At 42.0% G+C, this 25,489-nt stretch carries 18 protein-coding genes; 11 read left to right on the forward strand and 7 right to left on the reverse strand.

The annotated features are described in order from the left end of the window. The first annotated feature begins 69 nt into the window (after nucleotides 1-69). A complete protein-coding gene (locus BMX56_RS11190; protein ID WP_090646451.1) occupies nucleotides 70-447 on the forward strand; it encodes a response regulator in 378 nt (125 codons plus the stop codon). A 29-nt stretch (nucleotides 448-476) separates the two neighbouring features. Here the strand turns inward: BMX56_RS11190 and BMX56_RS11195 are convergent, their stop codons facing one another. The 6 genes from BMX56_RS11195 to BMX56_RS11220 form a co-directional block, all read right to left on the reverse strand. After that, on the reverse strand, nucleotides 477-1,055 hold the full coding sequence (locus BMX56_RS11195; protein ID WP_090646453.1) for a Crp/Fnr family transcriptional regulator: 579 nt from the start codon (nucleotides 1,053-1,055) through the stop codon (nucleotides 477-479). A gap of 249 nt (nucleotides 1,056-1,304) precedes the next feature. Further along, on the reverse strand, nucleotides 1,305-3,683 hold the full coding sequence (locus BMX56_RS11200; RefSeq protein WP_090646465.1) for a TonB-dependent receptor: 2,379 nt from the start codon (nucleotides 3,681-3,683) through the stop codon (nucleotides 1,305-1,307). A gap of 117 nt (nucleotides 3,684-3,800) precedes the next feature. Beyond that, nucleotides 3,801-5,414, reverse strand: coding sequence for a pyrroloquinoline quinone-dependent dehydrogenase (locus BMX56_RS11205; RefSeq protein ID WP_090646468.1), 1,614 nt, complete (start codon nucleotides 5,412-5,414; stop codon nucleotides 3,801-3,803). A 194-nt stretch (nucleotides 5,415-5,608) separates the two neighbouring features. Next, entirely contained in the window at nucleotides 5,609-6,289 is a 681-nt protein-coding gene (locus tag BMX56_RS11210; RefSeq protein WP_177183780.1) for an alpha/beta hydrolase, read from the reverse strand. 23 nt (nucleotides 6,290-6,312) lie between these two features. After that, nucleotides 6,313-7,137, reverse strand: a complete 825-nt coding sequence (gene ygiD, locus BMX56_RS11215) for a 4,5-DOPA-extradiol-dioxygenase (protein ID WP_090646477.1) — start codon at nucleotides 7,135-7,137, stop codon at nucleotides 6,313-6,315. 51 nt (nucleotides 7,138-7,188) lie between these two features. Further along, nucleotides 7,189-7,752: an ester cyclase gene (locus BMX56_RS11220; protein WP_090646480.1), complete on the reverse strand. Its 564-nt coding sequence runs from the start codon at nucleotides 7,750-7,752 to the stop codon at nucleotides 7,189-7,191. A 591-nt stretch (nucleotides 7,753-8,343) separates the two neighbouring features. Here BMX56_RS11220 and BMX56_RS11225 point away from each other — a divergent pair. The 7 genes from BMX56_RS11225 to BMX56_RS11250 all read left to right on the forward strand — a co-directional run bounded on the left by BMX56_RS11225 (nucleotide 8,344) and on the right by BMX56_RS11250 (nucleotide 20,747). Beyond that, the gene (locus tag BMX56_RS11225) at nucleotides 8,344-8,973 is read left to right on the forward strand and encodes an RNA polymerase sigma factor (protein WP_090646486.1); all 630 of its coding nucleotides are present in this window, start codon (nucleotides 8,344-8,346) and stop codon (nucleotides 8,971-8,973) included. 105 nt (nucleotides 8,974-9,078) lie between these two features. Next, complete coding sequence (locus tag BMX56_RS11230) at nucleotides 9,079-10,176, forward strand: FecR family protein (protein WP_090646490.1); 1,098 nt, start codon at nucleotides 9,079-9,081, stop codon at nucleotides 10,174-10,176. A 130-nt stretch (nucleotides 10,177-10,306) separates the two neighbouring features. Next, the gene (locus BMX56_RS11235) at nucleotides 10,307-13,648 is read left to right on the forward strand and encodes a SusC/RagA family TonB-linked outer membrane protein (RefSeq protein ID WP_090646493.1); all 3,342 of its coding nucleotides are present in this window, start codon (nucleotides 10,307-10,309) and stop codon (nucleotides 13,646-13,648) included. Nucleotides 13,649-13,662: 14 nt separating this feature from the next. After that, entirely contained in the window at nucleotides 13,663-15,069 is a 1,407-nt protein-coding gene (locus BMX56_RS11240; RefSeq protein WP_090646497.1) for a RagB/SusD family nutrient uptake outer membrane protein, read from the forward strand. A gap of 210 nt (nucleotides 15,070-15,279) precedes the next feature. After that, entirely contained in the window at nucleotides 15,280-15,447 is a 168-nt protein-coding gene (locus BMX56_RS30140; protein ID WP_177183781.1) for a hypothetical protein, read from the forward strand. A gap of 507 nt (nucleotides 15,448-15,954) precedes the next feature. Continuing rightward, nucleotides 15,955-17,445, forward strand: a complete 1,491-nt coding sequence (locus BMX56_RS11245; RefSeq protein ID WP_177183782.1) for a TlpA disulfide reductase family protein — start codon at nucleotides 15,955-15,957, stop codon at nucleotides 17,443-17,445. 350 nt (nucleotides 17,446-17,795) lie between these two features. Next, on the forward strand, nucleotides 17,796-20,747 hold the full coding sequence (locus tag BMX56_RS11250) for a M16 family metallopeptidase (protein ID WP_090647973.1): 2,952 nt from the start codon (nucleotides 17,796-17,798) through the stop codon (nucleotides 20,745-20,747). Nucleotides 20,748-20,852: 105 nt separating this feature from the next. Here the strand turns inward: BMX56_RS11250 and BMX56_RS11255 are convergent, their stop codons facing one another. Next, a complete protein-coding gene (locus BMX56_RS11255) occupies nucleotides 20,853-21,314 on the reverse strand; it encodes an Lrp/AsnC family transcriptional regulator (RefSeq protein ID WP_090646507.1) in 462 nt (153 codons plus the stop codon). 214 nt (nucleotides 21,315-21,528) lie between these two features. On the opposite strand from BMX56_RS11255, the gene BMX56_RS11260 reads away from it, so the two are divergent. The 3 genes from BMX56_RS11260 (at nucleotide 21,529) to BMX56_RS11270 (ending at nucleotide 25,076) form a co-directional block, all read left to right on the forward strand. Beyond that, nucleotides 21,529-22,551, forward strand: a complete 1,023-nt coding sequence (locus BMX56_RS11260) for a PLP-dependent cysteine synthase family protein (RefSeq protein WP_369829636.1) — start codon at nucleotides 21,529-21,531, stop codon at nucleotides 22,549-22,551. 19 nt (nucleotides 22,552-22,570) lie between these two features. Further along, nucleotides 22,571-23,020 carry a protein-disulfide reductase DsbD domain-containing protein gene (locus tag BMX56_RS11265; protein WP_090646516.1) on the forward strand — a complete coding sequence of 150 codons (450 nt, stop codon included), beginning with the start codon at nucleotides 22,571-22,573 and terminating at the stop codon, nucleotides 23,018-23,020. A gap of 379 nt (nucleotides 23,021-23,399) precedes the next feature. Then, complete coding sequence (locus BMX56_RS11270) at nucleotides 23,400-25,076, forward strand: protein-disulfide reductase DsbD family protein (RefSeq protein ID WP_090646520.1); 1,677 nt, start codon at nucleotides 23,400-23,402, stop codon at nucleotides 25,074-25,076. Nucleotides 25,077-25,489: the final 413 nt, after the last annotated feature.

A 25,489-nucleotide genomic window follows, 5' to 3' on the forward strand; every position in this document is an offset into this window, starting at 1 on the left:
AGGAATTAAAGGGACCGGACAATTCAAACAAGAATTCTTCAACTATATAGACACACATTGAAAACTGCGATGAGGAAAAAAGTATATATAGCCCATGATGACGGCGCGTTTATAGAGCTGATGTCTGTTTTTCTTGAAGGCATAGGTTACGAGGGATACGGGAGTACCGAGCTTTTAAGCCTGCTTCTATTGGATTCCTTAAATTTGCCTGATGTCTTTTTGCTGAATGTTCAGTTGTGGGGTGAAGACAGCGAGATGATATACAACTATCTGAAGAGCAATGAGCCAACAGAAACTATTCCGATAATCTTATTTTCAACTTTAAAACGTTCCGCGCAAAACTCATTTGATCATTACGCGGATAGTTTTATTTCTATACCTTTTGAAATAAATGAACTTCCCGGTTTATTGAAAAAAGCACTCCCTGGAAGGAATCAGGAAGAATAATTTTTGGCTGGATATATATATCAGGCCCGCTAATGAAAAAGCTGTTTCCTGATCCGGCTTAAACTTTCCGGGGTAATACCCAGGAAGGATGCGACATAGATAAGCGGTACACGAGCTGCGACCTGGGGGAAATCATGGATCAGCATCCTGTAACGATCCTCTGCATTGAGGCTCACCGCGGTATTCAGCCGCTGTTGCAAGCCCACATAAGCGCGCTGGTATAAGTGACGAAAATACCGTTCAAGGGCAGGCACCTCATTATATAATAATTCCAATTCGCGATGTGGCAAAAGCAAGACCTCGCTGTCTTCGATTGCTTCGATGCTGATATTTCCCGGCGCCTGTGTAATAAAGCTTGAAAGGTCTGCTATCCAGTGACCTTCGAGTCCAAGTTGGATAACATGTTCTGTACCCTCTTTATCAATGGTAAACGAGCGAAGAGCTCCTTTTTCAATAAAATAAATATAGCGGCTTACGTCTCCTCCAGTTAATAAAGACCTTCTTTTCTTGACGAACTTTTTTGCCATTATGCTTTCGATCCGTTCAAAATCAGTCTCCTTTATTGGGGCGTATTTATTGAAGTTATTGAAAAGGAGAGTTGAACGCATGGAGGAAAATTATACCGCAATTTATAGACTTTTGGTTAATATCCAATCAACGAGGTCAGCAAGTTCTTTGTCACCACCGTGTGCACCACATCGTATTCTTTATAAGTTATTATCGGTCAGCGGTTATCAGTAGGCAAACGCGTCATGTGCGTAAAATCAACTATTGCATGATTGTGGCTGGAAAGGTATTGAGTCAAGCTGTCATTAATAATAGTTGACTATCATCTATGTTATGTTGATCATTTTTGATCAAAATGAATACCGTAACCCTGTCATAAAGTTTTGTGGTGCGCCGGCCCATTTATTGATGTTGCCGTAGGCACTTGCCCAATACGTTTTGTTTGTAATATTATTCAGGTTTATGGAAAAGCCGATATGTTTGTATTTATACTGCAAACCACCATTGAAAATGATATAACCGGGCAGCTTAATATCCGCATCCAATGTATTGCGGCTGCTCACTTGCGAATGCCCAATCAAAATGGATAAATTATGAAGTGTACCATTAGTAAACGTGTACTTAAGCCAGCTGTTGCTGCTGTGTTGTGGTGCATTATCTTTAATGATACCTACTTGAGAAGGTACGTCGCTTTTGTTGATTTTGGTTACGTTATAAGCATAGGTCATACTGATTGAAAAGTTAGACAGTATATTTCCGTTGATTTCCGTTTCTACACCTCTTGCGCGATCTTCGCCATTTTGAACATATAAATTAGGGTTGGAGGGTATGTTGGCATTGGTTGCCACGTTTTGCACCGTGAGCTGATATAAGGCTACAGTAGCGGCTAACCTATCTTTAAATAAGGTTATTTTGGCCCCGGCTTCCAGCAAATAGCTGACAATGGGTATAAACGGTTTATCAAAAATTTGCAGACTTCCAGATGCTTCAAAAGGGTCAAAGCCCTTGTTGTGGGTGGCGTAAACGCTTAGCTGAGACGATAATGCGTAAGAAAGACCTATTTTGGGTAACCAGACAGATTCATCACTGCCTCCTTTATAAAATTCTCTCCTTAACCCCGCCAATAATTTCCATTTACCGTAAGTGAGTTGCTCCTGCAGATAAACGCCTTGCGTAGCATAAACTTCGGCATCTACCTCGTTGGCTCCGCCGTCACTATCGCTAAGTTGATAGTCGCCTTTTTGCGGCTGAGGATATTGAGGATTACGCAAACTAAATGTGCCTGCTATGCCATTCCCTGATCCAAACTGATTGGGCAGTTCATAGTTGTTTTGTTTGAGGTTTACAGTGCTTTTTATATAATCATAACCTGCCAATAGTTGATGTTTTAACTTGCCTGTATTAAAGTTGAAATTAAAATAGTTAGTTAAACTATTAGTTGCTGTGTTGTAGGTCCAGTCTGTATAATATAGGTTGATTGAATCAGGAGCAATATAGCTTTGAAAGCCGTGCTCAGCTACCTTTTGCCGGGAAATATAATTAAGGTAGCCACTATTAAAGCTGATGTTTTTATTTATTTTGTAAGAGGCGGAAATATTAGTGGCAATATCGGTTTCCTTTAAATAATCGCCAGGTTGGTTTACCATCAGACTAATTGGTGTAGTTTTCAAGGTTACATCATCCTCAAATCCTGGCGTACCCCTGTCAAGCAAAGAGTTGATGTGCGAAAGCGAAAAATCAACATTGAACTTCAGCTTATCATTTGGAAAATAAGAAATGGATGGTGCCAGTTCATAGGATTTAGAAAAAAAGGAATTCCGAAAAGATTTGGTGTTATCATAGCCCCCATTGAAACGGTACAATAATTTTTCATCTTTAGTAACCGGACCTGTAATATCTGCCAATGCGCGAAAATGATCCCACGTGCCGCCAGTAATACTCACATCGCCGCGGTTAGTTTTTAAAGGCTTTTTGGTTACTAAGTTAATGCTTCCGCCGGGATCGCTATTACCATAAAGGGTACCTGCTGGTCCTTTCAACACCTCCACTCTTTCTATATTTACAAGCATCGGACTTGTGTAGGTACTGTTATAGCCACGCAGCCCGTTGATAGACCGGGCATTTTCTGCCCGAAAGCCACGGATGGTGTATTCATCAAAACCTGAGTATTGGTTTACCCCGGCTATATCAGGAGCAATATCTTTTAATGAATATTGCATCTTATCGGCGATCAGTTCTTTTGTAACAGTAGATATGGATTGAGGGACATCCTTTAATGAGGTTTGTGTTTTAGTACCTAAAAAAGTATAGTCACTTTTGTACGTTAGTGGAACACGACCTTTTATTTCCACTGTCGACAACTCTTCTGTTTTATATTTAAGCGTTAATGTGCCCAGGTTAAGCATTTCTCCATTCAAGGGTAGAACTTGCATTTTAAAAATGAATGCAGGTATATAATGAATTTCAAGTGTATCAGCCTTTAAAGGCAAAGCATAGAAAGAAAAAGTACCCTCTGCATTGGTTGTTGTTACTTTGTTTGATTTAATCAGCTTTACGGTAACCGAACTTAGCGGCGAGCCGTACTCATCATATACTCTGCCGGTTATTTTACCAGCCAGATTTTGTGAAAAGGAAACAAAAGGTGATAAGACAAACAACAATATAAAGTATAAATATTGTGTTTTTCTTATGAAGCTGTTTGTGATGGTAATGTGTTTAGCGAAAATCATAAGGTAATTGGCCGTGCACTATTCTTGTCTCATTTTGCAGCATTATAGTCGTTGCTTAATGACTGTATAAAAAAAGATCCCCCGGAAAATATATTCCCGGGGGATCTTTATCTGGTATTACAAACTGTAAATAAATATTTTGCTGTTCTTAGCTGTGCCAAACCAAAGGTCTGATTTCATACCAGCAGCTACTGCCAAATATTGTTTACCGTTAACGGAATACGTAATCACGCCACCACCGTTAATGAGGTTTGTAGTACCTTTCCAAAGGATTTTTCCGGTTGCAGCATCAAACGCATACACTTCGCCATTCATTGAAGCAGTAAAGACCAAACCACCTGCGGTTGGCGTAACACCTGCCAGGATAGGCCCGGTAGTATGGTATTTCCACTTTTCAGAACCATCTTTTGCATCAAAAGCGGTTAGCCACCCCGTAGCCAATTTTGGGTCATCAGTTACCAAATCTTTAGTCCCAAACCAATTAGAGCCAGGCGCGGGAATTCGATTTTTTACGCTATCCAAAGGAGCTAATTTCGCTTTCAACCCCCAGTCGTCGGCACCGGTATAGATAATGTTGGTTTGTGGATCGTAAGCAGGACCATTCCATTCATTCCCCCCTAAATAGCCTGGTTTAAAATATGTAAAAAACTCACGGGAAAGTGCCACATCTGTATTGACACGGGTAGTTGTAGGTACTTCATAAATCAAGGGCATAGTTTTTTCAGTTTCATTTGGGTCGTTGGTAATTCCCGCAATATCCAATACAGACAGCAAACCGTTTTTATTTGCAGAAGCTACTAATTTTCTACCTTCTTTAGTTGTGAAAACTACGGGAGGAGCAGAAACATCCCAATCGTGAATGTCATTTTTTACCAATTGTTTTGAGGCTATAACTTTTCCTGTTTTAATGTCCAAAGCAATCAAATGGTTAAAGTACTTTAAGTCTTCTCCTCTGGCTTCGATGTCAAAATCCGGTGCAGGATTTCCGGCTGGAACGTATAAAATCCCCGTAGCTTCATCCAATCCGAAAGATGTCCAATAACCGCCACCGGAGACCGGAATCCCTGTAGAAGTTTTAGGATTATCGGCGTAATTTGTAATTGTATTGAATTTCCAGATTACGTGACCATCACTGGCATCCAAGGCATAAACGTGCCCTGTAACTCCAACTAAATCACCACCTGCTGTTCCTACGAAAACCATTCCTTTGTAAGCAATTGGCGCCATTGGAATTGCTACGCCGGGCTGACCGGATACGTCTAATTTAACGTCCCAAAGTATTGAACCATCTTTGGCATTCATTCCCAGAACATGAGAGTCTGAAGTGCCACGAAATAATTTACCATCAAGGTAAGCAACACCTCTGTTTGCGCCATAACCTGCAGTTGCCGCATTTGAGCGTTCTTTTTTCCAAACCAGGTTTCCTGTAGCCGCATTAACTGCGTAGGTAAACCTGTTTGTTGTGAAATACATGATGCCACTAACGACCAGCGGGCCGGTTTGGAAGCTATTGATATCTGTTTGCAGATCAAAAGAACCAACCAGTTTCAGGCTTGCTACGTTTGTGGCATTAATTTGATTGAGCGGTGAGTAACGGTCGCCGGCCAATGTACGGTTGTAAGATGCCCAATCACCTGATTGTGCTGTTTGTGCATGGACATTGCTTAAAAGCCCACCAACAAAGGCAATTGAAAGCAGGCCCTGTGAAAAAAGGTTTTTTGTTGTTTTCATAATATTGTTTTTTAATTAAGAATACTCTTAAAGTCGATGATATTTGTGATCATCGTTTTTTAGGTTTTGTTTTCGTAAATGTTTTACTGGAAATCAAACGATTGCTTTGTTAAAGGCGGCGTTTTTCAAATCAAAAGAATTTATCAGGTTATTGAAAAGCAGAGTCGAACGCACGCAGAAAATTATACCGCAGTTTATAGACTTTTGGCAAATATCCAATCAACCAGATCAGCAAGTTCCTTTTCACCTATGGTATGGACTATATCATATTCGTGGTAGGTAATGTTGTTGGTTAAAGTTTGCAGATAAGCGAGTGCATCAGTTGCATAGGTTAAAGGCAATACGGGATCGTTTTTCCCATGGGCGATGAATATCGGCAAGCTTTGCAATTCTTCACCCGGCCTGATCAGCGGCTTAACTTCCGGTAACAGACGGCTGCTTAAAATGAATATTCCCGCCAATTTTTTAGGGAAAGTAAGACCAACACTGTAAGACATGATACCGCCCTGGCTGAAACCACCGAGAAAAACTTTTTTGGGGTCAATATCATATTTGTCGACCAACTGGCTGATAAATGTATTGATGACCAAACGGCTTTTTTCAGCCTGTTCAGCATTAATTATCCGTTCGCCGTTGCTGAATCCTAATTCAAACCAGGTATACTTTCCGGGAGAAATCGTATAAGGTGCTCTCGCCGAAACTATTACAAAATCAGGCGGAAATTGGTTTGCTAACCTGAAAAGGTCTTCTTCATTGCTGCCAATTCCGTGCAATAAAAGAATCAACCCTGGCTTTTTTTCTGATAATTCTGCCCCGCGCATCTTATATATCAGCATCAGCTCTTCGCCCTTCAGGGCGTCTGTTTTAATTTCCATTATCATAGTATGTTTAATAATAATTATCCTGCCTGAAAACAGCGCATACTCAAACTGCCGAACTGGTAGCCTTCGTATATGTGTTTTATCGGTTCACTTTTTTCGATCAATCCTATAGCATACATCAAAGGCAGGTAGTGATCATTGGTTGGAATAGACATGCGCGCTGCTAAACCTGCTTTATCGTAGTTAATCAAAGCGTCGAAGTTTCGATGCTCTAATTGCTCCTTAACAAATCCATCGAATTCAAAATTCCAATCATACGGTTGGGCATCGATGTTCCGCCAATCAATCATTCGGAGGTTATGCACGATATTTCCGCTGCAAAGAATGAGTACACCCCTGCGCCGTAGCGCTTTCAGCTGTTCGCCTAACCGGAAGTGGAAGGCCGCATCTTTTGAATAGTCCATACTCATTTCAAAAACCGGCACGTCAGCCTCCGGCCAGATAAATTTTAATACTGTCCAAGCGCCATGGTCAAGGCCCATATCATGATCTTCCATCACATCGGTTAGTGACACGAGTGATTTTAATTCCCGCGCCAATTCAGGGTGCCCCTGCGGTTCGTATTTAACACGAAACAGTTCTTCGGGGAACCCGCCAAAGTCATGGATCGTCCGTGGTGCCGGATTAACACTTACATAGGTGCCAACAGTTTCCCAATGTGCTGATATAACCAACACGGCACTTGGTTTATCTAAGCTTTGACCAAGTTTGGTCAGTGTCCGCGTGAAGTCATTATCCCATAAGGCATTCATGGGATGACCATGACCGATAAATAACAAGGGCATAGTTTTTTCCCTCAATGGGAAATTCCCGGCAATAGTTGCCAGTTCCTGCAATTTCATATGTTTAATTTAAGCAGGCACACCATTTGGTATGCCTGCGGCGTATGCTGATTATTTGCCAAGACCAATTTGGTCAAGGTAAGCCTTGTTGTCCCAAAACAAATGTTCTTCGGTCATTACGCCATCTTTCCAGATTCCGATGGTAGCCATTGGGATATTGAATTTTTTACCGGTCGGTTGGATGAATTTACCATTGCCGATAGGCATAGGTTTGGTAAAAGTACCTTCGAAAACGCCCGTAACGGCTGTAAAGTTTCCTGAACCGAAACGGATAGGGTGCTGCTTGATGCGGGTATCAGGCGCATAAACAAACAAAGCCTTCATGTCTTCGATATGTTTGGCCAGGCCTGTGGTTATATGACCATCCGGCCAGAATACTTTGATATTTGCGCCATGGCTTTCGTGGAAGCGTGCCCACTGCTGACCACTGAAGACGGTATAATCCAATGTGTCAAATGTTTTCAGGTGTCGTTGAACCAGTTTGTCGGCTGCTGTCAGTTGTTTTAACTGTTGCTGCATTTTAACGATTTCCTGTTTTGATTGTGCCTTTACGGATAAAGCACCAGCGCTCACCATCAATAATAACATGGCTGCGATTCTTGTTAAATTTTTCATTTTTTTGATGTTTAAGTTTTTGTCTTATTGGACATGACAAAACTGGCCTTTAATTCACCATTCTTATTTGATGTATGGTAAGAAATAACCTTAACATAGGTTAAGATTTCGGGTGATATTAGGAGGATTGATTGTGCTCCCAAAATGGAAATGACTTCTTGCTCTTTGAGTTAGAATGTCGTACGCCATCCGTTAAATGGATATTTCGGATGGCTTGGCCTGTTTATTCTGTGCGTTTTAGCGCGCCGGATTGTGTTTGCTACCCATAGAATTGGCATCAACAATCAATAAATTAATATTGTCAGTGTTACGGAATGGCTTGTTTGATATTTTGGAATGATGACTCCGCAATATTCAGCTATCCTCAAGGCGCTTTACCACAGGGATATAGGCCCAAACACCTGAGTTTTATTTTAATCCATCAATGCGGGATGGGAAAATAATCCTTATGCTAATTCTATAGATTTGCTAGCCCTTGCACGCTTAAAATGGCGTTTTCCTGATAAGGGTCTGCTCTTTCATAATTAGCATTTGGCCGTTCTTTCGACAAGATACCAGCTAATTCATTTACAATAAGTTTATATTTGGGCAATGGAAGCCCCTAACTTACATAAAACAACCTGGATTGAATTTAAAAACGGGAGCGAAGAGGCTTTGCATAATTTATACAGGCAACATTACCTCGGGCTGATCAATTATGGCATTAAATTTAGCGGGGACAGGCAGCATTCAAATGATTGTGTTGTTGAAATGCTGCTCGGTCTTTGGGAGAAACGGACTAAATTACCAGAGGTTGAAAATGTAAGAAGTTATTTATTAACCTGTTTGCGGACGGTTATGCTGCAACACATCAGGTCAGATAAATTAAGGGGGGTTAAGGAAAGTCATGCTCATTCTTTAACAGACCAGCAGGAATTATCCTACGAAGATCATATCACCAAAATCCAAACCGATTTAATCATTAAGGATAAACTAACTAAAAGCTTAAATAAACTTACTGAAAGACAAAAAGAGTTATTACAGTTAAAGTTTTTTGAAAATCTTGATTACGATGAAATAGCAGCTAATTGCAATATATCCAAGCGTACTGCCTATAATATTGTGTACGATGCTTTGAAAGTGCTGAAAGATGATCTTAAAAAGGAAGGTAATGAGGATTCTTATTACCTATTGTCGGCTGTAAGTTTGTTATTATTGGCAATGGGGTCTAATATTTCCTGAATTTTTCAAATAAAACGCTCGTTTTGTTAAATAGTTAAAAAATATTTCAATTTTTTGTAGTAAAAATTGAAATGCCAAGCATCAATAGGGAAATTTTTAAAAAAAATGAACTATTCTGATTTTGGTATTGAAGATTTCTTATCTGATATTTCGTTTCAGGAATATTGTTTGGGTAACAATGAACAGGCAGTAGCCTTTTGGACGGAATGGTTGAAAAATCATCCCGAGAAGGCGAGTGTTGTGCATAGTGCCAGAACCCTGTATTATGTACTTAACGGAAACATTACTGACAAAGATTTCCAGGCAGACTATGGAATTTTTCAGAAGGCTTTTGGTCATCAGCGTTTTAATTCCATTTCACGCCCGCCGGTTCAGGGGGAGATCATTCCGCTAAAACGGTCAAATATGAACCTGGTGATGGCCTTAACCGGCATTGCCGCGTGTTTTCTGATCGTATTCGCTGTTTACTTGTTTAAGTCAAAAAAAGCTAAGGAACCGATAATAAGCGAGGCACTTAGTTTTTCGAGCCCTTTAGGAAGAAAAAAAACAATCACCCTTACTGATGGAACAAAGGTCATATTGAATGGAGGGAGTAAATTAACGGTTGCGGGTGACTATAATGACAGTCGGCGCGATGTAATACTGGAAGGCGAAGGGTACTTTGACGTGGTACATGATGCTCAAAAAACATTTACAGTCCATACCGCTAAAATCAATATCAAAGATATTGGTACCATATTTAATGTAAAGGCCTATGCTGCTGATAAAACAACAGAAGCCTCTTTAATAAAGGGAGCTATAGAAATCACCCTGAATAATAAAGCTAAAAGCAAAATTTTGTTAACCCCGAACAATAAACTGGTTTTGCTTAACAACAAGGATCTGAATGTCGCCGGGGACAGCAAGAAGGTTAAAGCGCCTTTTGCTGTGCGTAATATTACCAGGAATACAGATGGCAATTCCGTAGTTGAAACCGACTGGACCCAAAATAAACTCACATTTTTTGACCAGCGCTTTGATGAAATAACGGTCCAGATGGAAAGGTGGTACGGTGTAAAGATCGATATCCTTAACCCCGATGTAAAGGGTTATCATTTTACGGCCACATTTGATCATGAGGACATCACGGAGGTGTTAAAGGCTCTTAAATTATCCGGAAACTTTAAATACAGGAAGGAGGGTAATGTAATCAGTATTTACTAAGATGCTCTCATCGTAAAAAAAGGGAAATACCTTGGTATTTCCCCACGAATTAAAATCCTCACTGAAGACAGGTTAATCAATTGGCGTTGTCGCCTGCTTCAAATGTCAAACTTTTAAATCATGTAAAATTATGCAAAAAAGCACAGATAATGGTGCCGTTTTTCCTATTGCCCCTATTGGTAAAATTTTGTTTGTTATGAAATTAACTTTTATGCTGATGGTTATCAGTTGCCTTTCTGTTTCAGCAACGGTATACTCCCAGCAAGTGCGTATGTCTATGAGTGTCAAGGATGCTGAGATCAGTAAGATTATAAGAATAATCGAAAAAAATACACCCTATAAATTCGTTTACAATAACAACCTGTTCAAATCGGACACCAGGATCAACCTTTCGGTTACTGACGTAACGGTTGCTGATATACTGAACACCATATTACAGCATACCGGCTTTACTTATAAAGTACTTAACAACAATCTGGTCGTGCTTGTCAAACTGGAGTCGGAAACTCCCGCTCTGGTGATCACCGGTATGGTTGTTGATGACAACGATCTGCCGCTTCCCGGCGTTACCATCAGAGTCAAAGGAGACAGATCAGTAAGCGCCGCCAGTGATTATAACGGTCATTTCAACATTGCCGTGGCATCCGGAAACGACATTTTAATCGTGAGTTATATTGGTTTTATTACGGAGGAAGTGCCTCTTTCAGGGCAAAAATCAATTAAAATCAGGCTTAAACCGGCTCAAAACGGTCTAAATGAAGTGCAGGTATTAGGATATAGCACGACCACCAAAAGAAACAATACCGGGGCCGTAAGTTCCATTACCGCTAAGGATATAGAAAATCAGCCTGTTGCTAATCCCCTGGCTGCCATGCAGGGTAAACTCTCAGGTGTACAGATCACCCAAAACAATGGTTTGCCCGGTAGCGGTTTCAGGGTACAGATCAGGGGCATCGGCTCACTATCAAGCGGTACGCTTCCGCTATATGTAGTTGACGGTATTCCGTTTACGCTATTCAATGGAAGTACACCCGCGACAGACGGGTTGAACGCCTATGGCATTGGTGGTGCCAATGGCGGGGAAATCAGCCCGCTGGGCATGATTAACCCAGACGATATTGAGCGGATCGATGTTTTAAAGGACGCTGATGCGACTGCCATTTATGGATCTAAGGGTGCCAACGGTGTTGTTTTAATAACCACCAAAAAGGGCACAGGCGGGAAAACAAAATATAACGTAAACTTTTACCAGGGCATTGGTAAAGTCGGGCATTTTATCGATATGCTGAATACACCCGATTATCTGGCGATGCGCAAAGCAGCCTTCGCCACTTCCGGCGTTACACCAACAGCAACGAATGCCCCCGATTTACTGGTTTGGGATCAAAACACCAATACCAACTGGCAAAAGCAGTTAATAGGAGGTACGGCCCATACAACCAATGCAGACCTTGCTGTATCCGGCGGTAATATGCAGAATACTTTCTTATTCAGCTCAAATTATCGTCATGAAGGAACCGTTTTTCCGGGAAGCTTTGGAGCTAATACATTTTCAAACCGTTTAAGCGCGGGGCATAGGAGCGAAGACAACAAGTTTGGCATCAACCTGAATGTGAACTACGGCTATATGCAGAACAATCTAATCGGCACTGATCTGTCTACCTTATACAATTTACCACCAAACCTGCCTGCTTACAATGCGAACGGGACCCTTTACTGGAATACTTCTGTAACGAATCCGATGGCCTATTTGCTTCGACCCACTGCTAATACCACCACCAACCTCATCAGTAATATGAATGTATACTATCATTTACTGCCGGGCTTGAATGTAAAGGCGAATTTAGGGTATTCGGCAACCGGTCTTAAACAAACGCTGGAAACACCATTGACTTCCCTGAACCCGGCAACCGTCGTTTTATCCGCACCAAATAATACCTTACGGTATGCCAACAATACTTACTCCAACTACATCCTGGAACCTCAGGTCGAGTACCGGAAAAAAATATTAAAAGGGGATCTGCAGGCATTGGCAGGTACAACCTTTCAGCGTACGCTTACCGATGGTTTAAATTTACTGGGAACCGGATTTAGCAGTGACGCCCTGATCGGCAATCTGAACAATGCAGCGTCAATTATTAATTATGGCAGCAACAACTCTGATTATAAATATACAGCCTTGTTTGGCAGGTTAAATTATAACTGGGATGATAAATACCTGTTTGATGGTACTTTCCGCCGGGATGGCTCATCAAGGTTCGGCGCGAACCATCGCTTCGGGAATTTTTGGGCTGTGGGTGCCGCCTGGGTTTTTTCGCAGGAATCCCTTATGAAAAACCTGCCATGGCTAAGCTTTGGTAAATTGCGCGGCAGTTATGGCTTAACCGGTAATGATCAGATCCAAAATTACCTCTATGATGCCTATTTTAACACAACCGGTTCCGCCAATAGCTACCAGGGGCAATCTATTATTTATCCATCCTCTATTCCCAACCCTGATTTACATTGGGAGACCAATAAAAAATTGGATGTCGCCATTGAGCTCGGGTTCTTTAAAGACAGGATTTATCTGAAAGCGGATTACTTCCGTAACCGCTCATCAGATCAGTTGGTTTCTGTAACATTGCCAACCCAGGCGGGCTTCAATAGCTATACTACAAATTTCCCTGCAGTTGTTCAAAACAAGGGCTTCGAATTTGAATTAAATACGACCAATATTCAGCTTAAAAACTTTAAGTGGGTAACGGCATTCAATTTAACTATTCAACGTAATAAAATATTATCAATTGAAAACCCGAACCAACTGTTTAACAGCTCCAGCTATATCGTAGGGCAGCCCGTTAACGCAACCTTATTATATCATTTTACAGGTATCGACCCGGCAACCGGAGTGCCGGCTTATCAGGACCTGAATGGCGACGGAGCCATAACATACGCGGCCGACCGTAAACCAGCACCATTGGGCCATCCGTATTATGGGGGGATGACGAATAGCTTCACTTATAGAAGCATACAGTTAGATGTGTCCTTCTTGTTTAATCACCGTATGGGTTATGTCAATAACACCGCTTCCTATCCCTATGGTACCGGTTTAACCAATCAGAATGCAAGTGCGTTGCAGCGCTGGACAGCACCGGGTGACAACTCGGTTTATCCGGGGGCAACAACTATCGGCACCAGCCCTTATTATAATTATAACTCGTCAGATGCGAACTGGGGCGATGCTTCATTTATCAAGTTAAAAACGGTGAATTTAAGCTATACCTTGCCCAAATCATGGGTTCGTTCCATCAGTTTATCCAACCTGACCGTGTTTGCAAGGGGGGAAAACCTGGTCACCTGGGCCAAGCAAAAATATACCTATGATCCGGAAACTACCGTTTCCGGTGCAGCACCGGGCTTGGGTACCGGTCAGTATATAGCGATGCCTCAGCTGCGCACAATGGTTATGGGTCTTAACTGTACATTTTAATAAATCGGATCAACATGAAATTAAGATATAATTTATCAACATGGTTATTGATCGGTATGGCTTTTCCTGCACTGATCATGTCTTCTTCCTGCAAAAAATATGTGGAACTGGATGCTCCTCAGAATAAAATCAATGCCTCGACTGCATACCAGACAGATGCTACAGCTACCGCGGCTGTTATTGCATTGTATAATTATGGTATATATAGTTCTATGGTTCCCTGGCAGCAGGGTATTGCCTTTTACGGTGGCGTAAGTGCTGATGAGCTGCATTATACCTTAACCGCAACTCCCGAAATTACGGAGATTGAAAATAATGCCATTTCAATTGGCAGTGTTGCGAATACTAATTTTTGGTCAAATGCTTATGCTGAACTGCTTGCAGCAAATAATGCAGTCACCGGTATCACGAATTCTACTACACTGACTCCTGCTGTAAAATCGCAATTATTGGGCGAAGCCAGGTTTTTCAGGGCGTTTGTGAATTTCTACCTGGTTAACTTTTATGGCGGTGTGCCCTTAACGGGTAATGATCCCTTAACCAATGCGTACCTGCCCCGGTCTTCGGCCGAACAGGTATGGGCCTCTGTCATCAGTGACCTAAAGGATGCCCAGGGACTGCTGCCCAGTACTTATGTGGGAACGCTGAAGGCCAGGGTAAATCAACTGGCAGCCACTGCATTATTGGCCCGGGTATATTTATACCGTAAAGATTATGCAAATGCAGAAGCTATGGCAACACAGGTAATTGGTTCAGGAACCTACAGCCTGGCGCCAACCGCATCCGTATTTATGAATACCAGCACCGAAACGATTTTGCAGTTTGCTACCTATTATGGCTATTCATCATTTGCACAATCCTATCGTACATCTACATCAGCCACAAATATTGCTCCGCCCAACTACGTGCTCACCAGTACCATTGCCAATAGTTTTGAGGCAGGCGATAACCGCAAAACCAATTGGGTGGATTCAACCGTAAGCGGATCGAAATTTTATCGTATCAATAAATACAAAATTTTTACGGCAGTTACGGCAGGTGCCGGCAATGAGTTTAATGTCGTGCTGCGCCTGGCAGAACAGTATCTCATCAGGGCCGAAGCAAGAGCGCAGCAGGGAAATGTAAGCGGTGCTGCGGCAGATGTTAATGTTATTCGTGCCCGGGCAGGCTTAGCCGATCTATCAAGCAGTGCAGCAGCGTCTTCAACTGCTTTACTTACAGCCATTGCGCAGGAAAGAAAAGTGGAGTTGTTTGGCGAGTACGGTCACCGCTGGCTGGATTTATTGAGAACAGGTCAGGCAACCACGGTATTGGGCGTATTGAAGCCAGCTACATGGAATGCTACCCGGTCTGTCTTATTCCCGATCCCGGACGCGCAAAGACAACTGAACAGTGTGCTTACCCAAAATCCCGGTTATTGAGTGTCACGAATTGTGTAGAGGTTCGCAGAACCACTACACAAGAGTTGTACAAAAGATGAGGGACGGCCCCTCGGAACCGGCTTACAGGAGCGGGTTCCAAACCGCCGCTAAGCTGCTTTAGTTAAATGCTTTGGTAGTGAGCGTTAGCGGAAAAGGCATCATTAAAGGTGTCAGGTAAGTGTTAAGAAGGTGAACGCAAGTGAACCATCGATGAGGCATCGAAAGGATGAGACGATGTCAAAACCGGGCAACAGTAGCGGCCCAGGGATAAGCAAAGCGGTTACCTGTTTACTGGCTATGCGGCATCCGGTGTATAGATGGCACGAGCTTAACACAGGCTTTTGTATGGAACGTGAGAACCTGTCGCCATCATGTTAAGGGAAAACCTCAAGTCGGTGCACCGGCAAGAGGGAAAGTACCGATGGATGGCACGGGGGCGGAACATCCCGTATTAGTGATGAAGTTCCTGTAATGGGAATGGAGCGAAGGGGATGTATTAACACGCTTTCTATATCCGGCGTAAAACTGAGCGATCAGGAGGTAGCAAAGGATGAAAGCAAAACACGCGGGGTCTAGGACCGACTCCGGTGTAATGGTTAATAAGAGCCGTATGATGGGAGACTATCAAGTACGGTTCTATGAGGGACTTGGGGTGAAATTCCCCGGGTCTACTCGACAATTAAAACCATAAAAAAAGTTAAAAACATTGTCTTATGCCATAGGTCCGCTTATAGCGGCCTATGGTTTGGCCACTGCCGTCTGCGAATTTGATATTAAAGGAGTACCAGGGATTTTTACCGGATAAAGATGGCAGGTAACAGGCAAGAACCTGTGAAGAAGCTTTATCGAATAAACTACAGTCCATTTTTAAAAACTAAAATGAATATGAAAAACTATATAGCCACATTAGGGATTTTTGCCGCACTTATCGGTGCAGGTAAAATTGCCCACGCACAAACAGCATCTGCTGATACCACACTGCAATTGCTTAATAAACTGATGGTTTCTGCCAATCAGGCGGATAAAAGCTTGCTGGACAAGAAACTAAGCAGCCTTGGCGCAAGCAACAGTGAAAAAGACTTGCTGCTGGCCCAGCAATTTTATTATCGCTTAAAAAACACCAGAGCGGTTGATTCGCTTCAGACTGTTGAACTGGCCAGGTTTCCCGAAGGAATTGCAGCGCGAAGGAAGGAACAGGCGGCCGTATTTAACGAAAAGGGAGCTACAGATATGGAAAGAGCATATCATACCTGGATCAGGAGATTTCCGCCCGAAAAGTTCCTGACAGGAGATGTTGACGAAAAGCTGATCTACGATTATGCACGTTCCGCCATTGCGCAGAAATATGCGGAAGAAAAAAATACCACAAAAGCGATCACCTATATCAACATGCTCGAAGCGGATTTTTGGAAGGGTAATGGCTATGGAGGTTTGTCACAGGTTTTCTATAAAAACGGAGACCTGGCTAATGCAGAGATCTATGCCAAAAAGGCGATGGATAACGCAGAGTCGTACACTGATGGTAAAAAGGGGAACAGTAATGCGGCAAAATTTTCGGCCTCAGGTTATCCGGGCTTAACCAGTACCTATGCTAATATTTTATTTGAGGAGAAGAAATACAACGAAGCCTTAAAATATTCTGAGTTAGCTTATAAAAGTTCAACAGGATTAAACCCGCAGCTTAACTACAGGTATGCGCAGATATTGATCGGGCTAAACCGTAACCAGGAGGCTTATGATAAACTGGAGGAAGTTGTTAAAGGCGGTAAAGCTACGCCGGAGATGGCTGAAGTCTTTAAGTCGCTGTATGTTAAAGTCAAAGGCAGTGATGCTGGCTTCAGCGAATATTCGGCTGCGATAAGAAAAAGCTATATGGAGAATCTAAACAAAACTTTAACCAAAGCAATGGTTAAAGAACCTGCTGCCGGCTTTACCCTGACAGATCTGGATGGCAATAGGGTTTCCTTAGCTGATTTAAAAGGCAAAGTTGTTATTCTTGACTTTTGGGCTACCTGGTGCGGCCCTTGTAAGGCTTCCTTTCCGGCCATGCAAATGGCGGTAGATAAATACAAGGATGATCCCAAAGTTAAATTCCTGTTTATTCATACCTGGGAAAAAACAGCTACGGCAACAAAAGATGCAGGTGATTATATAGCGGGAAAGAAATATAGCTTTCAGGTGCTGATGGATCTGAAAGACCCGGAAACCAAAGAAAATAAAGTGGTAAGCAGCTATAAGGTATTGGGTATTCCTGCAAAATTTGTGATTGATGCCAATGGTAATATCCGCTTTAAATTAACGGGTTTTGATGGCAGTAACGAAGCTGCTGTTGATGAACTGTCCATGATGATTGATATGGCCAAAAGTAATTCGTAGCGGATAGTATATAAATATCCTGTAATGTGTCGCTGTGAAGGTGCTTAAAGGGGATGGATCTTGTGGTAATAGCCTGGCTGAAGTGTAAAAAAACAGGGTGATTAATTAAATAGAACCCCTAAAGCAGAAAAAATACAGTTTAAAACGGTTATCCAGTAAAATTTCCGGTTTTAATGGTAGTCATTGTTATAATGCGCGACAATGGTGAGTTTTACTGAACTTTCTGATTATGCAGGGAATATTTTAAAGGTGTCGGGCCCGGTTAAACTTTTAAAATGAAACCGGAAACTATTAAGATAACCGCTATTACATTTAAGGAGCAGATATATAAAAATATTAGACATACAAAAATGAACTACAAAAAAGGAAAATACCTGTTGGCATTTACTGGGTTTATCATTGCAGGTATATCTGGGGTAAACGCCCAGGTAAAACATGAATGGAAACAGGCCACTGAAGGCGCTTACACGTATCGTTATGTAACCGGTGATCCCATGCACGCACAGTTTTACAAGCTCAAAAATGGCTTAACAGTTATCCTGAGCGTTAACAAGAAGGAACCGCGTATACAAACGCTGATTGGTGTGCGTGCAGGGAGTAACAATGATCCGAAAGATCATACGGGTCTTGCACACTATCTGGAGCATCTGCTTTTTAAAGGAACGGATAACTACGGCTCACTGGACTGGGCTAAGGAGAAACCATATATTGAGCAGATTGAGCAATTGTACGACAAATATAACCATACAAGTGACGCAGCATCGCGCAAAACAATATACCACCGCATTGACAGTGTATCGGGCCTGGCATCGCACTATGCTATAGCTAATGAGTACGATAAACTAATGGCAGGCATGGGTGCACAAGGTACCAATGCCCATACATTTGTTGAAGAAACAGTTTACCAGGAGGATGTTCCATCGTCATCAATAGATAAATATCTGGCGGTGCAGGCCGAGCGTTTCCGTTACCCGGTATTCCGTTTATTCCATACCGAGCTGGAAGCGGTATATGAAGAAAAAAACCGGGGATTAGACAACGACCCGCGTAAGGTGTACGCCGCCATGTTAGACGGCCTTTTCCCAACCAATAATTATGGACAGCAAACCACTATCGGTACGGTAGAGCATTTGAAAAATCCTTCATTAATTGCCATACGCAATTTTTACAATACCTGGTATGTGCCTAACAATATGGCCATCATCATGTCGGGAGATTTTGACCCTGCTTACCTGATCAAAAAGATCGATGCCGATTTTGCTTATATGCAACCTAAGCCTTTGCATGAATATACACCTGCTCCTGAAGCACCTATCAAAGCTCCTGTAGTCAAAGAAGTATTGGGTCCCGATGCAGAAAGCATAAATATTGCCTACCGTATGCCCGGCGTACAGGATAGCCACGCACAGGTAATGCTGGAGGTGGTAAGTCAATTGCTGAGCAACGGCAAAGCAGGCTTGCTTGATTTGAACCTGAACCAACAACAAAAGGTACAGGGGGCTGGAGCTTACGGCCAAAGCTTTAAGGACTATGCCATGCTGGTTTTAAATGGTAAAGCCAAAAAAAGCCAAAGTCTTGATGAGGTTAAAGAACTTTTGCAGGCGCAGATAGAAAAAATTAAAAAAGGCGATTTTGATGCCACTCTGGTGAAAGCTATAGTGAACAACGCTCGCCTTTCAGATATCAAAGACCTCGAAAAAAATGACAACCGTGCCAATAACCTGATGGATGCTTTTATAAAGCATAAAGGTAATAACTGGCAAAATGATGTGGGGCTGCTTGATGAAATGGCCAAAGTAAACAAGCAGCAGGTGGTTGATTTTGCTAATCAATACCTGGGCAATAACTTTGTACTGGTTTATAAGCGCATTGGCGAAGATAAAAGCATTGTAAAGGTTGAAAAGCCTGCAATTACACCAATATTCATCAATAAGGAAGCGCAGTCGCCATTTTTGAAAACCATTGCTGCCATGCCTGCAACACCGGTACAGCCGCAGTGGTTAGACTATAAAAAGGATATACAGAAAAGCAAAGTAGGCATAACCGATATGCTGTATGTACAGAATAAGGATAATTCACTCTTTACCCTGTCTTACCGTTTTGATATGGGTAGCTGGAATAACAAAACGCTGCCCCTTGCCGCACAATACCTTCAGTTTTTAGGTACTGATAAAACATCCGCAGAAGCCATTATTAAAGCATTTTATAACATTGCCTGCAACTACAATATAGCCGTAGGTACCGATGTAACCACGGTAACAATTACCGGTTTACAGGAAAATTTTGATAAAGCGGTATCGTTATTTGAAAACCTGTTAACTGACTGCAAAGCCGACGAAGGGGCATTTACCGCCTTTAAAGGCCGTATTGAAAAAGCAAGAGAAAATAACAAGCTTAACAAGGCAATTATCATGCGCGGGTTGATACAGTATGCCATGTATGGTCCCAATAACCCATACAATTACCAATTAAGTAAAGCGGAGTTGAACAGTGTAACTGCAGAGCAGCTTACCACCATACTGCACAACTTCATGAACTATAAACACACTGTTCTTTATTACGGACCGGCAGCAATAACATCTTTAGCAGCCACGCTTGGTAAACTGCATACCATGCCGGCTGAGTTTGCTGTAACCCCGGCAGTCAGGGTGTTTGATAAAACCAGCCAAAGCAGTAACCAGGTATTATTTGCTGATTATGACATGGTACAATCAGAAGTATACTGGGTGCGTAACACAAGTAACTATAACCCGGATAATACCACGACCATCAATGTGTTTAATACTTATTTTGGTGCCGGCATGGGCTCTGTAGTATTTCAAACTATAAGGGAATCAAAAGCATTGGCTTATTCAACCTTTGCGCAATACGTATCGCCGGATAAAAAGGACGGCAGGTATTCAGAGATAGCTTATGTAGGTACGCAGGCCGATAAAATGAATGATGCGATACACGGTATGAATGAGCTGTTAAATGATATGCCTGAAAATAATACCCTGTTACAAAATGCCCGGCAAGGTATTAAGCAGGATATTGCAACGGAACGGATCACCCAGGACGGCATTATTTACAATTACCTGGCTGCACAAAAACTGGGGTTAGATTATGATTATCGAAAACAGGTATTTGAAACGGCCGACAAGATTAATTTTGCCGATATTCAAAAATTTCATGATGATAACCTGAAAGATAAGCCTTACGTCTACTGTGTTCTGGGTTCGGAAAAGAAGATCACCCCGGAAATATTAAAACAGTATGGGGATGTTAAAAAATTAACATTAGAAGAGATTTTCGGCTATTGATATAACACCAGCCGGCAATATAAATCACTATAAACTTTCAGATAAGTGAAATCATCAAACAGGCAACATCCTTACAAGTGTTGCCTGTTTGATTAATAGCAAAATTTATAACGGATATGCCGTATCGCTCTTGGTTTCAGACAAAACAAAGAAACTTTGCACGGTGGTAATATTGGGTAGGGTTGCCAGCTTGTTCCTGTAAAAATGATGGTAAGCCTCCATATCACTTGTAGCTATACGCAGGATAAAGTCAAAGGTCCCGGTCATCTGGAAACATTCCATTACTTCAGGGAACTTGGCAACTTCCGCTTCAAAGTTATTTAGCGTATTGGCGGTATGGTCATTTAAAAGAACATGGCTAAAAGCAATCAGATTTCTGTTGATCTTTTTGCTGTCAAGAATAGCTACAATGCGCTTAATGTAACCCTGGTCTTTCAACCGTCTGATCCTTTCATGAATAGTGGCAATCGATTTATGAAGCTTGTAAGATATCTCCTTATTGGTTAATGAAGCATTTTGCTGTAAAAGCTTTAAAATTTCAAGGTCAGTTGCGTCTAAATCATTCATTTATAAAAGTTTAAAAGATAAGCTATTGAAAAAACATGCAATGATAAGAATAAACAAGTTTAAAAACTGAAAATAAATCAACAATAGCTTTAGTTATCCATAAAATTTACGGATTTTTTAAGAATGATTGTTACTATTATAGGATATGCTGAAATTTAACAAATAAAAATAAAGTATGATGGGCAGGGTAGCAGTATTGGATTTAACAATAAATATGGAAAAGAAGTTTCAGGACTTATGGTATCTGGTGGGCAACACGCCGATGTTAAAATTACAGTATACCTACAAGGGAAAGCCTGGAGAGATCTATGTAAAATGCGAACATTATAACCTTACAGGCAGCGTAAAGGACAGGATGGCGCTGTATATTTTATACAAGGCTTACAAAAATGGAAATATATTATCTAACGATACCATTATTGAGGCCACCAGCGGCAACACGGGTATTGCCTTTGCAGCAATAGGAAGGGCGCTGGGTCACGACGTAAAAATAATTATGCCCAATTGGCTAAGTAAAGAGCGGATTGATATCATCAAAAGCATGGGGGCCGATGTATTATTGATCAGTAAGGAACAAGGCGGTTTTTTAGGCAGTATCAAATTAAGTAAGGAATTAGCCGCTGATGGCGGCGTTTTTTTACCCAAACAATTTGAAAACCTTTACAACGCCGAAGCGCACGAAATGACCACCGGGCCCGAAATATGGGAGCAACTCGCTGGCCTGGGCCTTAAGCCCGATGCATTTGTGGCCGGGGTAGGTACAGGCGGAACTGTAATGGGAACGGGCAAATACCTGAAATTGATGAATCCCGAAGTGAAAATCCATCCCCTTGAACCCGCTGAGTCGCCAACATTAACAACCGGGCACAAGGTAGGCAGCCATCGTATACAGGGAATTTCCGATGAGTTTATACCGGCAATTGTTAAGCTGGACACGATGGACGAGGTCCTGCAGGCCAGTGATGGTGACGCTATCATTATGGCGCAAAAGTTATCTAAACAATTGGGGTTGGCGGTAGGCATATCGTCAGGTGCCAATGTTATCGGCGCCATTAAATTAAAGGAACAGTTGGGAGTGGACGCGGTAGTGGTTACGCTGCTATGTGACAGCAATAAAAAGTACCTCAGTACCGATCTGGTAAAAGAAGAACCCATTAAACAGGGATACATTTCAACAAATACAGATTTTACCGGGTATCAACCCATTTCCCGCCTAAATGAACCCGTTATTCAATAATTAATCAAGAGAAAATACAATGAAAAAAATTACAACGATGATAACGGTGCTGATCTTGTTTGCCCTGCAAAGCAAATCGCAAATTTTGCAACCGGTAAAATGGAGTTATGCCGCTAAGAAAACCAGCGCAACAGAGGCAGTGGTATTTATTAAAGCAACTATTGATGCCGGCTGGCACGTATACTCCCAGTTTGTTAAAGATGGCGGCCCGGTGAAAACCACGATTGATTTTACCCCATCAAATACTTTTGCTATGGTTGGTAAAGCAACTGAGCCACAGCCTATTATCCGAATGGAGAAAGCTTTTGGAATGGAGGTTGGTTTTTTTGAAAACAGCGTGATTTTTCAGCAAAAGATTAAGCTGAAGGCCAGGCAGGTTACCGTTAGCGGCAAGCTGGAATATATGACCTGTAACGATCAGAAGTGTTTACCTCCGGATGATATAGACTTTAGCATACCTGTAAAATAAACCTTTAAAATTTATGGAATCAATGCGAATTTGGGGTACCCCAGGCTATGCCTTTGCCCGATTTTTTCCGACTTAGTGCTGTCTTGCGTGGTAAAACTTCCGGTTAATGCCGTTAAGCCGGAAGCATTGTTACCAGCCGCCCATGTTTATGGGGTGTTGAAATACGGCTAAAGGTAAATACAATGGGTTTGGATTATCGGGTAATAGCAGCGGGCTTTTGCACCATATGACATTAACCGGTTAACAGATAATTATCATCAGGTGAGAGGGCTGTTGCTCCAATATCATCTTGATCACTTTGACCAGGTACAAGAATTACGTGATGAACTTGGCTCTACAGGAATTGTAACAAATATCAGGGTTAAAAAAACAAAGATTAATGAAGCGGATCATATTATTTATTTTACTAATTACAGGGATCGTATTTGCCCAAAATGTGGTAAAAGCACAAGACACTGCTTCAACCTCAGGTATAGAATTTACCCCTATTAATCCACCCCCGGCTGCAAAAACCATCGGGGCAACAAAAAAAGACGGCAGCCGGGAAAAAGCATTGGACAAAAAAAGCGGGAAGGCCGCATTAAAAGAAACTACCAAAGAGCAGCGCAAACAAACCCTATGGGCCATATTTTTAGCCGGTTTGGCAGGCGGATTTGCAGCCCTGTTAATGCCCTGCATTTTTCCCATGCTGCCGTTAACAGTTAGCTATTTCACCAAATCGGGCGATAAAAAGGGGAGTCCGGTGGGTAAGGCAGTTATTTATGGTGTCAGTATAATAGCCATATATGTGGTCATGGGGCTCCTGGTAACGGTAGTTTTTGGTGCCGATGCCTTAAATAGTTTATCAACCAACGGGATCTTCAACTTTGGTTTCTTTCTGTTAATTGTTGCGTTCGCAGCATCTTTTCTGGGTGCTTTTGAAATTACTTTGCCTTCGGGCTGGGTAAATAAAATGGACCAGAACGCAGATAAAGGCGGCCTGGCCGGTTTGTTCTTTATGGCGGCTACATTGGCATTGGTATCCTTTAGCTGCACAGGTCCCATTATTGGTACACTGCTGGTTCAGGCCGCTACTACCGGGGCCTTACTGGGCCCCGCTATCGGTATGTTGGGTTTTGCGTTGGCCTTGGCTATACCGTTTGTATTGTTTGCTATGTTTCCCAGCTGGCTTCAATCGTTACCCAAATCAGGCGGGTGGCTTAACAGTGTGAAGGTGACGCTGGGCTTTCTGGAGCTGGCGCTATCCTTTAAATTCCTGAGCAATGTGGATCTGGCTTATCACTGGCACTGGTTTGACCGCGAAATATTCCTCGTGTTGTGGATCGTGATTTTTGCCCTGATGGGTCTTTATTTGTTGGGTAAACTAAAATTCAGTCATGACAGTGCCCTGAAATATATTTCGGTGCCCCGGCTTTTTCTGGCCATTATTGTTTTGGCGTTCACTATGTATATGGTACCCGGGTTATGGGGTGCTCCACTTAAATCGATCAGCGCCTTTCTTCCACCACAGGCAACACAGGATTTCGACTTGTCAAATCCGGGTATGGGTAATAATAATCAAAGCAACAGCAATAATACCACGGATACCCAGCCGCGTAAATATGCCGACCTGTTTGATAAGCCGAAGGGTTTTAATCCCTATTTTGATTATGATGAAGGCCTTGCTTATGCAAAAAAGGTACATAAACCGGTGATGATTGACTTTACAGGCCATGCCTGCGTAAACTGCCGTAAAATGGAGGCGAACGTATGGCCCGACAACCAGGTATATCAAAGGATTACCCGGGATTATGTATTGGTCCAATTGTATGTGGATGATAAAACGGACTTGGGTAAAGAAGAGCAAACCATTACGCCCGAAGGAAGAAAAATACAAACCATTGGCAATAAATGGAGCTATCTGCAAACTTCAAAATTTGTATCCAATTCACAACCGTTTTACGTGCTGCTGGATCCGGATACACAGGAACCTTTAGTAACGCCCCAGGGGGCAGATTATGATCCGCTTAGCTATTTGAAATACCTCGATAGCGGTTTGAGTGCTTATGGTAAATGATGATTATCAGGCTGATGATACTGTGACAGTTATAATGGTTGTCATCGGCTTTATGGTCATTTATCTCATCGTGCGCATGTTGCTGAACAAGTTTAAAGGTAAAGATGAGTTAGATGGATTGTTATAAATTATTTTAGTTAAAAAGTCTTCATTTCGTTCTTTAATCAGTTAATAGTTAATTAATAAAAAGCATCCCCTGAAGCGGATGCTTTTTTTGAAGACGTAAGAAAAATAGTATTCCATACATTTTTTCCTGGTTCCTGCTGTCATTCGGTCGAAAGCATAATAGTACAAAAATATTTGGATAATAGGATCAAGGGACCTTTCATGCCAGGACGCGATTATAATCAGCGCCAAGGCCAAATGTAGTAAAACTACGGACAGTCAGTCTTATTGTTGATAATGCTGATCTG

The organism is Mucilaginibacter sp. OK283 (assembly GCF_900110415.1).
Classification (GTDB): Bacteria; Bacteroidota; Bacteroidia; order Sphingobacteriales; family Sphingobacteriaceae; genus Mucilaginibacter.